This window comes from Streptomyces sp. NPDC056734 (assembly GCF_042790455.1).
In the GTDB taxonomy this organism is placed as follows: Bacteria; Actinomycetota; Actinomycetes; order Streptomycetales; family Streptomycetaceae; genus Streptomyces.
Window position 1 is genome coordinate 221,371 of the sequence record NZ_JBHTZD010000015.1, and the last position, 14,226, is coordinate 235,596.

Genomic DNA, 14,226 nt, shown 5'->3' on the forward strand with positions numbered 1-14,226 from the left:
CCGGCCGGCTGATCCGGTCGGGCGTACGGCCCGTACGGCCCCGGCCTGGGCGGCTGTCCGATGCCGCCCGGCGGGGCGCACAGTGGCGAGGGTGGTGCTGCGCCGACACGGCACCACCCCCGCGACGCCGGCCCGGCAACGGGCCCACGGACGCCCGCAGGGGCGACGTGGTTCAAGTTTCAGCCACCCCAGGGTCGTTCACCAGGGTTGCAGAGGGTTGCAACTTTGAGCGCGTGTGTGCCCGGACTGTGCCCGTCCGTTACCCACGGACAGGCACTATGAACGGACAGGCACGATGGAATGGCCAGGCGAACGCGGCCGGAAAGCGTCGTTGACGGCGCTTGACATCCGGTGGCGGTACAGGGCTCTGCGGGAGGACATCAGTGGCGAAGGCGCCGACGCACATGACGCAACTCGCCGCCGTGGACGCGGCGCGCGCGGCTCGGATACTGCGCGAGGTGCGTGCCGCGCGGCTGGCCGGGGAGCGTGCCCGGATCGCGCCCCGGCCGGTCATCGAGCAGTCCTGGGGACGGATGCTGCGTGGCGGTGTCGACCCCGACCGGCATTTCCGCCCCGGGCTGCTGGACACCGACGAGGTGCTCCGGCGCCGGGAGACCTCGCCGCTGCGGCATGTGCTGCCGGTGCTGCGCCAGGGGCTGCTGTCGGTCGCGGACACCGCCCGGCACATCATGGTGGTGGCCGACGAGGAGGGCCGGGTGCTGTGGCGGGAGGGCAGTTCCCCGGTGCTGCGGATGGCCGACGGGCTGGGCTTCGAACTGGGCGCCGACTGGCGCGAGGACGTGGTCGGCACCAACGGCGTCGGCACGCCCGTGGTGGTCCGGCGGCCGGTGCAGGTCTTCGCCTCCGAGCACTTCGTCGCCACCTGCGCCGAGTGGACCTGCGCCGGGGCGCCGATCACCGATCCGCGCGACGGCCGGCTGATCGGCGTGGTCGACCTCAGCGGACCGCTGGAGACCATGCACCCGGCGACGCTCGCCTGGGTCGACTCGGTGGCCAAGCTGGCCGAGGCCCGGCTGCGTGAACGCCACTGCGGCGAACTCGACCGGCTGCGCGCGGTGGCCGCGCCGGTGCTGGCCAGGCTCGGCGGCCGGGCCCTCGCGGTGGACCGGGACGGCTGGACGGCGGCGGTCACCGGGACGCCCTACCTCAGCCGGGTGGCGCTGCCCAGGTCGTGCGCCCCGGGGCGGCGGACCGTGCCGGGGCTCGGGATGTGCGTGGTGGAGCCGCTGGGCGACGGCTGGCTGCTGCGGATCGCCGACGAGCCGCTGGACGAGGACGGCTCACGGATCGTGCTGGACCTCACCCATCCGCGCCGCCCCTGCGTCGAGGTCTCCGGCGGCGCGGGCACCTGGAGCCGGGAGCTGAGCCCGCGCCACGCCGAACTGCTCTATCTGCTGGCGACCCATCGCGCCGGCCGCAGCGCGGCGGATCTGGCCGAGGACATGTTCGGCGATCCGGGCCGCACGGTGACCGTGCGGGCGGAGCTGTCCCGGGTGCGGCGCTACCTCGGCAGCCTGCTGGAACATCGGCCGTATCGTTTCTGCGAACAGGCGGACGTCGAGGTGCTGCCGCCCGCCGACCCACGCGATCTGCTGCCCTGCTCCAGCGCCCCCGCGGTGATCGGCGCACGGCTTTTTGCTGCGTCTTCGTCCGCGAACCCGGGTACCTGACGTAGCATCCTTTCCGGGCCACCCCACCTGCGCCTCAGTCAACGTACGGATCATCAGGCGCAGTTGGCCCGGCCTCGGGAGGATCCATGAAGCAACGCGGCAGACACCGTCGGCGCAGGCGAGGCAGGGCGCTGCGGGCCACCCTGGCCGGAGCGGCACTGGCGCTCACCGCCACCGCCACCATGATCAGCGTCTCCCAGGCCACCAGCACCGGCGATCCGGGCCCCCTGGAGCCGCTCACCTCCCCCGGCGCCACCGCCCCGCTGGCCCTCGCCGAGGACCCGGTGCCCGGCGATTCCCTGAACCGGCTCAGCGCCTCCCTGGGCGCCCCGGTCGGGGTGAGCACCGTCCTGGCCGAGCCCGAGGGCGCCCTGCGCGACGCGGACCACTGTCCCTCCGCCGACCGGGCCGCGCTGCCCGTCACCCCGGCGGCCACCCGCGCCTACTGCTGGGACCCGGCCGACACCCGGGGCTGGACGGCGGGCGCGGTCACCACGTCCGGCGACGCCGACGACGACGGCCGCTGGGGACAGCACCAGGTGATCCTCTCCGGCTGGTCCGCCGAGAACTCCGGCACCGGGGACGATCTCGCCCGGGTCGCCTTCGTCGACGCCGACAGCGCCCGCCCCGACTACTCCTTCGCCCTGCTGGTCGTCCCGGACGACGACGGCCGCGACTACCAGGGCCTGGACTCCCGGCTGAGCGGAATGGTCTGGTACGGCGACAAACTCGTCGTCACCACCGCCGACACGGACGCCGACGCGCTGTACGTCTTCGACCTGGACCGCATCCACCGCACCACCGTCAGCGAACCGGCCGTGGGCAAGGTGGCCGACGGCTGGTCGGCGGCCGGACAGCCGTTCGTGCTGCCCGCGGTGGCCGCCTACACCGGCGAGGTCCACCCGGACGCCCTCTCCCTGGACCGCAGCACCGCGCCCGACACCCTGGTGGCGAGCGAGTGGGTGCCGGCCGACGCGGAGGGCGGCAGCAGGCTGTGGCGCTATCCGCTGACCGAGGACGCCCTGTCGGGTCCGCTGGTCACCGGTGCCGGGGGCCTGGCCACGCCCGAGGAGGCGTACCGCACTCAGGCCACCGGGGTGCGCGGGGTGCTGGCGTACCGGTCCGGCTGGTATCTGAGCCGGCCCGCGGACCCCGACACGGACCGCGGCACCCTGTGGTGGCAGAGCACCGAGGGAGCCAAGGCCGCCGAGTGCGGGGCGGAGGAGTTCCGCACCTGCTGGAGCGGTTCGGCCGCGCCCCTGTCGTACTGGGCACAGACGGGCGAGCTGTGGTCCCAGTCGGACCACGCGCTCTTCGCCCTGCCCCTGGCCTCGGTGGACGACTCCCTGGGCTGACCGCCCCGCCGGTAACCCCGCCCGTACCCCTCGCCCGCGCCCCCGGCCCCGTACCCCCTTGCCCGCACCCCCGGCCCTCGCCCCTGCCCGCACAGGCCGATCGACAGATCCGGCCGTCGGATGATTCCCTGGCCGGCATGAGCAACATCGCCGTGACCACCTGGTCCCTGGAGCAGACGGACCGGTCCGATCTGCTGCCCTCCGCCGCCCCCGAGGGCGATGTCCGGATCGTCCGCGCCGAGGTGCCCTCACCGGAGTTCAGCCGCTTCCTGTACGCCTCGGTCGGCCAGGACATCCGCTGGACCGACCGGCTGAGCTGGACGTACGAGCAGTGGCGCGGGCAACTGGAGCGGCCGGGCGTGGAGACCTGGGTGGCCTACGAGCGCGGCACGCCCGCCGGGTACGTGGAACTGGCGCCCGGCGACGACGGCGTGGTGGAGATCGAGTACTTCGGGCTGATCCCGGCCTTCCGGGGCCGGCGGATCGGCGGTCATCTGCTGGCGTACGGCGCCGCCCGCGCGTGGGATCTCGCCGAGCGCTGGCCGGGGCTCGCGGTGACCAAGCGGGTGTGGCTGCACACCTGTAGCAAGGATGGCTCACATGCGATGGACAACTATCTTCGCCGGGGGTTCGCGCTGTTCGACACCAAGGTCGAGGAGGAAGCGGAGGTACCCACTCCGGGTCCCTGGCCGGGGGCCTACCCTGCCTGACCTGCGCCGACAAGCCCTGCGGCGGACCGTGTGACCGATCACACTCTCGTCTCACCCTTCGGGACAAGGGTGTCCACATCGTGGATAATGCTGGACTGTGTCCAGAACGCCGTGCCACGCTTCCGTCATGTCTGGAACTGGAGTCGCCTTGGTGAGCCGACGGCACGTCGACCTCGGCCGCATGTCCAGCGCCATCTGTCCGGCCGGCTGACCGCACCAGCGCCGCCGTAGCCCCCGCACCACCCTCCCCCTTTGCGCAATGCCGCGCAAGCATGCCGCCATGCGCCCTTACGCGCAGGTCAGAGCTGCTTTCCGCCTGTTCCGAAGGACGTCTTCATCATGGCCGCCACCCCTGAGAAGCCCGCCGCCTCCGCGCCCCGCCGCAAGGTGAGCCGTCACCGCGGCGAGGGCCAGTGGGCCGTCGGACATCACACCCCGCTGAACGGCAACGAGCAGTTCAAGAAGGACGACGACGGTCTCAATGTGCGGACACGCATTGAGACGATCTATTCCAAGCGCGGTTTCGACTCCATCGACCCCAACGACCTGCGCGGCCGGATGCGGTGGTGGGGTCTGTACACCCAGCGCAAGCCCGGGATCGACGGCGGCAAGACCGCGATCCTGGAGCCGGAGGAGCTGGACGACGAGTACTTCATGCTGCGGGTGCGCATCGACGGCGGCCGGCTGACCACCGCGCAGCTGCGGGTGATCGGCGAGATCTCGCAGGAGTTCGCGCGCGGCACCGCCGACCTCACCGACCGGCAGAACGTGCAGTACCACTGGATCCGTATCGAGGACGTCCCCGAGATCTGGAACCGGCTGGAGGCCGTCGGCCTGTCCACCACCGAGGCGTGCGGCGACACCCCCCGGGTGATCCTCGGCTCGCCGGTCGCGGGCATCGCCGAGGACGAGATCATCGACGGCACCTGGGCGGTGGACGAGATCCAGCGCCGGATCGTGGGCAACAAGGACTTCTCCAACCTGCCCCGCAAGTTCAAGTCCGCGATCTCCGGCTCCCCGCTGCTGGACGTGGCCCACGAGATCAACGACATCGCGTTCGTCGGCGTCGACCACCCCGAGCACGGCCCCGGCTTCGACCTGTGGGTCGGCGGCGGGCTGTCCACCAACCCCAAGATCGGCGTCCGGCTGGGCGCCTGGGTCCCGCTGGCCGAGGTGCCCGATGTCTACGAGGGCGTCATCTCCATCTTCCGCGACTACGGCTACCGGCGGCTGCGCACCCGCGCCCGGCTGAAGTTCCTGGTCGCCGACTGGGGGCCGGAGAAGTTCCGCCAGGTGCTCCAGGACGAGTACCTGAAGCGCCCCCTGCTCGACGGCCCGCCGCCCGCCCAGCCGGTGGCCCGCTGGCGCGACCACGTCGGGGTGCACCGGCAGCGGGACGGCCTGTTCTACGTCGGTTTCGCGCCGCGCGTCGGCCGGGTGGACGGCGCCACCCTCACCAAGATCGCCGAACTGGCGGAGGCCCACGGCTCGGGCCGGGTCCGGACCACCGCCGAGCAGAAGATGATCGTCCTCGATGTCACCCAGGAGCAGGTCGACTCCCTGGTGGCGGGCCTGGAGGCGCTGGACCTCACGGTCACGCCGTCCCCGTTCCGGCGCGGCACCATGGCCTGTACCGGCATCGAGTTCTGCAAACTCGCCATCGTCGAGACCAAGGCGCGCGGCGCCGCGCTGATCGACGAACTGGAGCGCCGGATGCCGCGGTTCGAGGAACCGATCACCATCAACATCAACGGCTGCCCCAATGCCTGCGCCCGTATCCAGGTCGCGGACATCGGTCTCAAGGGCCAGCTGGTCCTGGACGCGAGCGGCGAGCAGGTCGAGGGCTACCAGGTGCACCTGGGCGGCGCGCTCGGCCTGGAGGCCGGTTTCGGCCGCAAGGTGCGCGGTCTGAAGGTCACCTCCGATGAACTGCCCGACTATGTCGAGCGGGTCCTGACCCGGTTCCAGGAACAGCGCGAGGACGGCGAGCGGTTCGCCGCCTGGGTCACCCGCGCCGGCGAGGAGTCGCTGTCATGAGCGAGCGCGCGGCACCCTTCTACTGCCCCTACTGCGGCGACGAGGACCTGCGGCCCAGCGAAGTGGGCCACGGGGCCTGGGAATGCGCGGCGTGCAGTCGCGCATTCCAGTTGAAGTTCCTCGGACTGCTGTCCCGGGGACTTCGGCACGACACCACAGGAGGGGACGGGATATGACCGCGCTGACGCAGGCCCCGACAACCGACGACCTCAAGGCGCTCGCCGAACGGGCGGGCCGCGACCTGGAGGACGCCTCCGCGCTGGAGATCCTGCGCTGGGCGGCGGACACCTTCGGCGAGCGTTTCTGTGTGACCTCCTCGATGGAGGACGCGGTGGTCGCCCACCTCGCCTCCCGCGCCAGGCCCGGCGTCGACGTCGTCTTCCTCGACACCGGCTACCACTTCGAGGAGACCATCGGCACCCGCGACGCCGTGGAGGCGGTGATGGACGTCCGGGTCATCACCCTCACCCCGCGGCAAACCGTCGCCGAGCAGGACGCCGAGCACGGCCCGAAGCTGCACGACCGCGACCCCGACCTGTGCTGCAAGCTGCGCAAGGTGCAGCCGCTGGAAGAGGGGCTGAAGAGCTATCAGGCGTGGGCGACGGGCCTGCGCCGCGACGAGTCCCCGACCCGCGCGAACACGCCGGTGGTCGGCTGGGACGACAAGCGCCAGAAGGTGAAGATCTCCCCCATCGCCCGCTGGACCCAGGACGACGTGGACGCCTACGTCGCCGAGCACGGCGTGCTCACCAACCCGCTGCTGATGGACGGTTACGCCTCCGTCGGCTGCGCCCCCTGCACCCGCCGGGTGCGGGAGGGCGAGGACGCGCGCGCCGGCCGCTGGGCGGGCCGCGGCAAGACCGAGTGCGGGCTGCACGGCTGACCATGACCGCGCCTTCGACGCATCCGACCCCCCTGACGCCCCCGGCGCCACGGACGACGCCCCCGCCGCATCCGACGAACCAGGAGATCCACGTGACGACCGGAGCCACTGTCTGGCTCACGGGTCTGCCGAGCGCCGGCAAGACCACCATCGCCCATGAACTGGCCGGCCGGCTGCGCACCGACGGCCACCGGGTCGAGGTGCTCGACGGCGACGAGATCCGCGAGTTCATCTCCGCGGGCCTCGGCTTCTCCCGCGAGGACCGGCACACCAATGTGCGGCGCATCGGCTTCCTCGCCGAACTGCTCGCCCGTAACGGGGTGCTGGCCCTGGTCCCGGTGATCGCGCCCTACGCCGACAGCCGGGAGGCGGTGCGCAAACGCCACCAGGAGGGCGGGGCTGCGTACATCGAGGTGCATGTGGCGACCCCGGTGGAGGTGTGCAGCGAGCGGGACGTGAAGGGGCTGTACGCCCAGCAGGCCGCCGGTGAGCTGACCGGGCTGACCGGCGTGGACGACCCGTACGAGGAGCCCGAGGCGCCGGATCTGCGGATCGAGTCGCAGCACCAGAGTGTGCGGGAGTCCGCCGCTTCGGTGTACGCCCTGCTGAGCGAAAGGGGACTGGCATGACGGCCGTGGCCACGGTGACCGAGACCGGAAGTCCGTACGCCCTCTCGCATCTGGACGCGCTGGAGTCCGAGGCGGTCCATATCTTCCGTGAGGTGGCGGGCGAGTTCGAGCGGCCGGTGATCCTGTTCTCCGGCGGCAAGGACTCCATCGTCATGCTGCATCTGGCGCTGAAGGCGTTCACGCCCGCCCCGGTGCCCTTCTCGCTGCTGCACGTGGACACCGGGCACAACTTCCCCGAGGTCCTCGCCTACCGGGACCGCACGGTCGAACGGCACGGACTGCGGCTGCATGTCGCCTCCGTGCAGGACTACATCGACCGGGGGGTGCTGCGGGAGCGTCCGGACGGCACCCGCAACCCGCTCCAGACGGTGCCGCTGACCGAGAAGATCCAGGACGAGAAGTTCGACGCGGTGTTCGGCGGCGGGCGGCGCGACGAGGAGAAGGCGCGGGCCAAGGAGCGGGTGTTCTCGCTGCGCGACGAGTTCTCCCAGTGGGACCCGCGCCGCCAGCGCCCCGAACTGTGGAACCTGTACAACGGGCGGCACGCGCCCGGCGAGCACGTCCGCGTGTTCCCCCTCTCCAACTGGACCGAGCTGGATGTGTGGCAGTACATCGCCCGTGAGGGCATCGAGCTGCCGGACATCTACTTCGCGCACGAGCGGGATGTGTTCCTGCGCGGCGGGATGTGGCTGACGGCCGGGGAGTGGGGCGGGCCCAAGGACGGCGAGACCGTCGAGAAGCGGCTGATCCGCTACCGCACGGTCGGTGACATGTCCTGCACGGGCGCGGTCGACTCCGAGGCGACCACGCTGGACGCCGTGATCGCCGAGATCGCCGCCTCCCGGCTCACCGAGCGCGGCGCGACCCGCGCCGACGACAAGCTGTCCGAGGCCGCGATGGAAGACCGCAAGCGCGAGGGGTACTTCTAGCCATGAGCACCATCACGACCGAGGAACTCGCGGCCACCACGCTGCTGCGGTTCGCCACCGCCGGTTCCGTCGACGACGGCAAGTCCACGCTGGTCGGGCGGCTGCTGCACGACTCCAAGTCGGTCCTGTCCGACCAGCTGGAGGCGGTGCAGCGGGTCTCCGCGAGCCGGGGCCAGGACGGGCCGGACCTCGCGCTGCTCACCGACGGGCTGCGCGCCGAGCGCGAACAGGGCATCACCATCGACGTGGCGTACCGCTACTTCGCCACCACCCGACGCCGCTTCATCCTCGCCGACACCCCCGGCCATGTGCAGTACACCCGCAACATGGTCACCGGCGCCTCCACCGCCGAACTCACCGTCATCCTCGTCGACGCCCGCAACGGCGTCGTCGAACAGACCCGCCGCCACGCCGCCATCGCCGCCCTCCTGCGCGTCCCGCACGCCGTGCTCGCGGTGAACAAGATGGACCTGGTCCGCTGGGACGAGAAGGTGTTCGCGGCGATAGCCGAGGAGTTCACGGCGTACGCCACCGAACTGGGCGTCCCCGAGGTCACCGCGATCCCGATCTCCGCGCTGGACGGGGACAACGTGGTGGAGCCGTCCGCGCACATGGACTGGTACGGCGGCCCGACCGTCCTGGAGCACCTGGAGACCGTGCCGGTCAGCCATGATCTGGCGCACTGCCACGCGCGGCTGCCCGTGCAGTACGTGATCCGGCCGCAGAGCGCCGAGCACCCCGACTACCGGGGGTACGCCGGGCAGATCGCCGCGGGCACCTTCCGGGTCGGCGACGAGGTGACCGTGCTGCCGTCGGGGCGGAGCACCACGGTCAGCGGCATCGATCTGCTGGGCAGGCCGGTCGACGCGGCCTGGACCCCGCAGTCGGTGACGCTGCTGCTCGCCGACGACATCGACATCTCGCGCGGCGATCTGATCGTGCCCGCGGCGGACGCGCCGGCCACCACCCAGGACGTGGAGGCGACCGTCTGCCATGTCGCCGACCAGCCGCTGACGGTCGGGCACCGGGTGCTGCTCAAGCACGGCACCCGCACGGTCAAGGCGATCGTGCGGGACATCCCGTCCCGGCTGACGCTGGACGATCTGTCGCTGCACCCGCACCCGGGGCAGCTCGTCGCCAATGACATCGGCCGGGTCAAGATCCGTACCGCCGAGCCGCTGCCCGCCGACTCCTACGCGGACTCGCGGCGCACCGGCTCCTTCATCCTGATCGACCCGGCGGACGGCACCACCCTCACCGCGGGCATGGTCGGCGAGTCGTTCGCCGCGCCCGTGCCGGTACGGGACGCCACCGACGACGACGGGTGGGACTTCTGACGTGAGCGTCACTCCGGACATGAGCGCCACCCGTGACATGAGCGGTACTTCAGACATCAGCGGGACTCCTGACATGAGCGGGACTTCTGACATGAGTGGGACCGAAAGAGGCCGGATCGAGATGGGTGGGGGCGGCTGACATGAGATCGACCGATTTCTTCTCCACGTTCGCGAAAGAGGGCGGCCGCGTCGGCAGCGGCACCCTCGGCAGCGGACAGGGCGGGGTGGCGCGATGTGCGTGAACCGTGCGACCTCCGCGATGCCCTGTCCGATGACCACCGCACTGCGCCACGCGCCTCGCGCGCGGCGAAAACCAGCCGACCTCCCGGCCACGCCCTGAAAAGGCCGTGACCGCCGGGCCACCGAGAGGAACACCTCCCGTGCCTGCCAGAAACGCCCTTCGCCGCTCGCTCGCGGTGATAGCCGCGCTCCCTCTGCTCACCCTCGCCGCCTGCGGCTATGGCTCCGAGTCCACGGACAATGACACCACCGAGGTCGCGGCCGGGGCGGAGAAGATCGACGGTCTGGACTCGGTCCGGATCGGGTACTTCGGCAATCTGACCCACGCGACCGCGCTGGTCGGCCGCGAACAGGGCATCTTCCAGGACGAACTGGGCGCCACCAAGCCCGAGTACTCCACCTTCAACGCGGGCCCCTCGGAGATCGAGGCGCTGAACTCCGGCTCCATCGACATCGGCTGGATCGGCCCCTCCCCCGCCATCAACGGCTACACCCAGTCCGACGGCAAGAACCTGCGGATCATCAGCGGTTCGGCGTCCGGCGGTGTGAAGCTGGTGGTCAACCCGGACAAGATCAAGACCCTGGAAGACATCAAGGGCAAGAAGATCGCCACCCCGCAGCTCGGCAACACCCAGGACATCGCGTTCCTCAACTGGATCAAGGAACAGGGCTGGGAGGTCGACGCGGAGTCCGGCAAGGGCGATGTCTCAGTGGTCCGCACCGAGAACAGCGTGGCCCCGGACGCCTACAAGTCCGGCTCCATCGACGGCGCCTGGGTGCCGGAGCCGACCGCCTCGAAGCTGGTCGCCGAGGGCGCGAAGGTGCTGCTGGACGAGGCCTCGCTGTGGCCGGACGAGAAGTTCGTGATCACGAACATCATCGTGTCCCAGACGTTCCTCACCGAGCACCCGGCGGCCGTGGAGGCCGTGCTGACGGCCGCGGTGAAGACCAATAAGTGGATCAACGACAACCCGGACGAGGCGAAGGCGTCCGCGAACGCGCAGCTGGAGGCCGACACCGGCAAGCCGCTGCCCGCCGATGTGATCGACCCGGCGTGGGAGTCCATCCTGATCACCAATGACCCGCTGGCCGCCACCCTGAACACCCAGGCGGAGCACGCGGTCCAGGCCGGTCTGCTGGAGGCCCCCGACCTGTCCGGGATCTACGACCTCACGCTGCTGAACAAGGTGCTCGCCGCCGAGGGCGAGGCCACGGTGGACGACGCCGGGCTCGGCGTCACTTCATAAGCCCCGATGACATCCCAGGAGGTGACGACCATGGTTACGACGACCCTCACCAAGGCCGCCGACGCCGGCACGTCGGCGGAGCACGCCGCCCGCATCGAACATGTCTCGAAGTCCTTCGCAGGCCCCGCCGGGCAGCAGCTCGTCCTGGACGACATCACGCTCGATGTCGCCCCGGGTGAGTTCGTCACCCTCCTGGGAGCCTCGGGCTGCGGCAAGTCCACCCTGCTGAATCTGGTGGCGGGCCTGGACCGGCCCAGCGCCGGCGCCATCACCACCGACGGCCGGCCGGCGCTGATGTTCCAGGAGCACGCGCTGTTCCCGTGGCTGACGGCGGGCAAGAACATCGAGCTGGCCCTGAAGCTCGGCGGGGTGGCCAAGCCGGCGCGGCGCGAGCGCGCCGAGGAACTGCTGGCGCTGGTCCGGCTCCAGGGGGCGTACGGCAAGCGGGTGCACGAGCTGTCCGGCGGGATGCGCCAGCGGGTCGCGCTGGCCCGGTCGCTGGCGCAGGACAGCAGGCTGCTGCTGATGGACGAGCCGTTCGCGGCGCTCGACGCGATCACCCGGGACGTGCTGCACGACGAGCTGACCCGGATCTGGAGCGAGACGGGCGTCTCGGTGCTGTTCGTGACGCACAACGTGCGCGAGGCGGTGCGGCTCGCGCAGCGGGTGGTGCTGCTGTCGTCGCGGCCGGGCCGGATCGCCCGCGAATGGACCGTGGGCATTCCGCAGCCGCGCCGCATCGAGGACGCGGATGTCGCGGAGCTGTCCCGGGAGATCACCGAAGAACTGCGTGGGGAGATCCGCCGTCATGGCCAGCACTGACACCTCCGTCGCCAAGGACGGCAGAGACGGCAAGGACACCCGGGACCGCCACGATCAGGCCGGTGTCGAGGCGGGACTCGACGCCCTGGACACGGTCCAGACCGGCCGTACGCCGTGGCGCACCACCCTGGTGCAGAAGGTTCTGCCGCCGGTCACCGCCATCGCGCTGGTGGTGGCGGTGTGGCAGGCGCTGATCTCGTTCGGCGTGGTCGACGACCCGAGCAAGCTGCCCTCGCCCGGGGATGTGTGGAGCGAGGTCGAGAGCGCCTGGCTCAAGGGCGATCTCATCGGCTACATCTGGACGAGTGTCTCGCGCGGTCTGCTCGGCTTCCTGCTCGCGCTGTCGATCGGCACCCCGCTGGGGCTGCTGGTGGCGCGGGTCCGGTTCGTGCGCGCCGCCATCGGCCCGATCCTGTCCGGGCTCCAGTCGCTGCCGTCGGTGGCGTGGGTGCCGCCGGCCGTGATCTGGCTGGGCCTGAACAACCAGATGATGTACGCCGTGATCCTGCTCGGCGCGGTGCCGTCCATCGCGAACGGGCTGGTGTCGGGCGTGAACCAGGTGCCGCCGCTGTTCCTGCGGGCGGGCCGCACGATGGGCGCGACGGGGCTGAAGGGCACCTGGCACATCGTGATGCCGGCCGCGCTGCCGGGCTATCTGGGCGGTCTGAAGCAGGGCTGGGCGTTCTCCTGGCGGTCGCTGATGGCCGCCGAGATCATCGCGTCCTCGCCGGATCTCGGCGTCGGGCTCGGCCAGTTGCTGGAGAACGGGCGCAACACCAGCTCCATGTCCATGGTGTTCCTCGCGATCCTGCTGATCCTGACCGTCGGTATCGCCATCGACCTGCTGATCTTCAGTCCGCTGGAGCGGCGGGTGCTGCGCAGCCGCGGGCTGCTCGTGAAGAGCTGATCGCCATGGTCCAGGAACCCGTGCTCCTCGTCATCGCCCACGGCAGCCGTGATCCGCGGCACGCCGCGACCGTGCACGCCCTCGTGGAGCGCGTACGGTCGCTGCGGCCGGGGCTGCGCGTGGAGACCGGGTTCCTGGACTTCAACATCCCCTCGGTGCGGGGGGTGCTGCGCTCGCTGGCGGCGGAGGGGGTACGGGACGTGGTGGCGCTGCCGCTGCTGCTGACCCGGGCGTTCCATGCGAAGGCGGACATCCCGGCGGTACTGCGGGAGGCTCCGCCGGGGCTGCGGATCCGGCAGGCCGAGGTCCTCGGCCCGTCCCCGCTGCTGCTCTCCGCGCTGGAACGACGGCTGTACGAGGCCGGGTTGACGCCGGCCGACAAGGCGTCGACGGGGGTGGTGCTGGCCTCCGCCGGGTCCACCGACCCGGAGGCCATCGCGGTGATCGAGTCGATCGCGCGGGAGTGGTGGCGCAGCGGGTGGTACGCCGTGCGGCCGGCGTTCGCGTCGGCGCGGCTGCCGCGGACCGAGGACGCGGTGGCGCGGCTGCGGGCGCTGGGCTGTGCGCGGGTGGCTGTGGCGCCGTATGTGCTGGCGCCGGGGTTTCTGCCGGATCGGATCGCGCGGGGGGCGGCCGGGGCGGAGGTCCTCGCGGACGTGCTGGGGGATTCTGTCGAGGTGGCTCGGGTGGTGCTGGGGCGGTATGAGCGGGCGAAGCCCCAGGCCGCGTTCGCCGGGTACGGGTCGTCCGTGGGTGCCTGAGGAGGCTCGCGGGGTGCGGGTTGTCCGTGGTTGCTCGCGCAGTTCCCCGCGCCCCTCAAAGCCTTGGCCGTACCGCCTGTTTACCGGCTCTCGGTGCTGGTGGTCAGTTCGATGAGTTTGCGGACCGTGTTCCAGTTGCGGGTGGTGGCGGTCAGGCCCCTGGTGTGGCGTGGGCTGGCCAGGGTGTCGGCGAGTTTGGAGCGGCCGAGGCCGTTCGGGGCGTAGAGGTAGAGGGCTCGGTCGCCGAGGCGGAACTCCTCGGGGAGGAAGGCCGCGCGGTCGAGGTCCGTGTAGCGGGAGTCGTCCACCGGCCCGGAGAAGTAGGTGACGTGGAGCTGCCTGGCCTCCAGGTCGGCGGCCGGGTAGGGGCAGGCGTCGGCGATCGTCTTCAGATAGGCGTGGTCGCGGACCAGGAGGCCGACCGGGAATCCGAAGTGCCGCTCGATGGCCTGGGCGAGTTCCGCGGCGAGCGACTCCTCGTCGCCGTGGGACGCGGTGAACACGGCCTGGCCGCTCTGGAGGTAGGTCCGGACCCCGACATGGCCCAGACCCTCCATCAGGGTGCGCAGTTCGGCCATCGGGACCTTGCGGCTGCCGCCGACGTTGATCCCGCGCAGCAGCGCCGCATAGGTCGTCCGTGTCATCGGGCCACCCTATGCGGCCGTCGTGCCCCGTGGG

At 71.3% G+C, this 14,226-nt stretch carries 15 protein-coding genes; 14 read left to right on the forward strand and 1 reads right to left on the reverse strand.

The window, feature by feature from the left end:
* Positions 1-404: 404 nt before the first annotated feature.
* The 14 genes from ACFRFC_RS23775 (at position 405) to ACFRFC_RS23840 (ending at position 13,548) form a co-directional block, all read left to right on the forward strand.
* A complete protein-coding gene (locus ACFRFC_RS23775) occupies positions 405-1,691 on the forward strand; it encodes a GAF domain-containing protein (RefSeq protein ID WP_382692831.1) in 1,287 nt (428 codons plus the stop codon).
* Between the two features lie 86 nt (positions 1,692-1,777).
* The gene (locus ACFRFC_RS23780) at positions 1,778-3,046 is read left to right on the forward strand and encodes a hypothetical protein (RefSeq protein WP_382692833.1); all 1,269 of its coding nucleotides are present in this window, start codon (positions 1,778-1,780) and stop codon (positions 3,044-3,046) included.
* Between the two features lie 137 nt (positions 3,047-3,183).
* Complete coding sequence (locus ACFRFC_RS23785) at positions 3,184-3,756, forward strand: GNAT family N-acetyltransferase (RefSeq protein WP_382692834.1); 573 nt, start codon at positions 3,184-3,186, stop codon at positions 3,754-3,756.
* A 127-nt stretch (positions 3,757-3,883) separates the two neighbouring features.
* Positions 3,884-3,967, forward strand: coding sequence for a putative leader peptide (locus ACFRFC_RS23790; protein ID WP_360852596.1), 84 nt, complete (start codon positions 3,884-3,886; stop codon positions 3,965-3,967).
* A gap of 128 nt (positions 3,968-4,095) precedes the next feature.
* The gene (locus tag ACFRFC_RS23795; RefSeq protein ID WP_382692836.1) at positions 4,096-5,793 is read left to right on the forward strand and encodes a nitrite/sulfite reductase; all 1,698 of its coding nucleotides are present in this window, start codon (positions 4,096-4,098) and stop codon (positions 5,791-5,793) included.
* Positions 5,790-5,969 carry a hypothetical protein gene (locus ACFRFC_RS23800; protein WP_382692838.1) on the forward strand — a complete coding sequence of 60 codons (180 nt, stop codon included), beginning with the start codon at positions 5,790-5,792 and terminating at the stop codon, positions 5,967-5,969. Before ACFRFC_RS23795 ends, ACFRFC_RS23800 begins: the two co-directional genes overlap by 4 nt.
* Positions 5,966-6,676, forward strand: coding sequence for a phosphoadenylyl-sulfate reductase (locus ACFRFC_RS23805; RefSeq protein ID WP_382692839.1), 711 nt, complete (start codon positions 5,966-5,968; stop codon positions 6,674-6,676). The genes ACFRFC_RS23800 and ACFRFC_RS23805 overlap by 4 nt, the downstream gene beginning before the upstream one ends.
* 92 nt (positions 6,677-6,768) lie before the next feature.
* Positions 6,769-7,305 carry an adenylyl-sulfate kinase gene (gene cysC / locus ACFRFC_RS23810; protein WP_382692841.1) on the forward strand — a complete coding sequence of 179 codons (537 nt, stop codon included), beginning with the start codon at positions 6,769-6,771 and terminating at the stop codon, positions 7,303-7,305.
* Positions 7,302-8,234, forward strand: a complete 933-nt coding sequence (cysD, locus tag ACFRFC_RS23815) for a sulfate adenylyltransferase subunit CysD (protein ID WP_382692843.1) — start codon at positions 7,302-7,304, stop codon at positions 8,232-8,234. Before cysC ends, cysD begins: the two co-directional genes overlap by 4 nt.
* A 2-nt stretch (positions 8,235-8,236) precedes the next feature.
* Complete coding sequence (locus ACFRFC_RS23820) at positions 8,237-9,571, forward strand: sulfate adenylyltransferase subunit 1 (protein ID WP_382692845.1); 1,335 nt, start codon at positions 8,237-8,239, stop codon at positions 9,569-9,571.
* 380 nt (positions 9,572-9,951) lie between these two features.
* The gene (locus ACFRFC_RS23825; protein ID WP_382692847.1) at positions 9,952-11,058 is read left to right on the forward strand and encodes an aliphatic sulfonate ABC transporter substrate-binding protein; all 1,107 of its coding nucleotides are present in this window, start codon (positions 9,952-9,954) and stop codon (positions 11,056-11,058) included.
* 6 nt (positions 11,059-11,064) lie between these two features.
* Positions 11,065-11,880 carry an ABC transporter ATP-binding protein gene (locus ACFRFC_RS23830; protein WP_382692848.1) on the forward strand — a complete coding sequence of 272 codons (816 nt, stop codon included), beginning with the start codon at positions 11,065-11,067 and terminating at the stop codon, positions 11,878-11,880.
* The gene (locus tag ACFRFC_RS23835) at positions 11,867-12,787 is read left to right on the forward strand and encodes an ABC transporter permease (RefSeq protein WP_382692850.1); all 921 of its coding nucleotides are present in this window, start codon (positions 11,867-11,869) and stop codon (positions 12,785-12,787) included. The genes ACFRFC_RS23830 and ACFRFC_RS23835 overlap by 14 nt, the downstream gene beginning before the upstream one ends.
* A gap of 5 nt (positions 12,788-12,792) precedes the next feature.
* Complete coding sequence (locus ACFRFC_RS23840; protein WP_382692852.1) at positions 12,793-13,548, forward strand: sirohydrochlorin chelatase; 756 nt, start codon at positions 12,793-12,795, stop codon at positions 13,546-13,548.
* A gap of 80 nt (positions 13,549-13,628) precedes the next feature.
* On the opposite strand, the gene ACFRFC_RS23845 is transcribed toward ACFRFC_RS23840, so the two are convergent.
* A complete protein-coding gene (locus tag ACFRFC_RS23845) occupies positions 13,629-14,192 on the reverse strand; it encodes a DUF1697 domain-containing protein (protein WP_382692854.1) in 564 nt (187 codons plus the stop codon).
* Between the last annotated feature and the right edge of the window lie 34 nt (positions 14,193-14,226).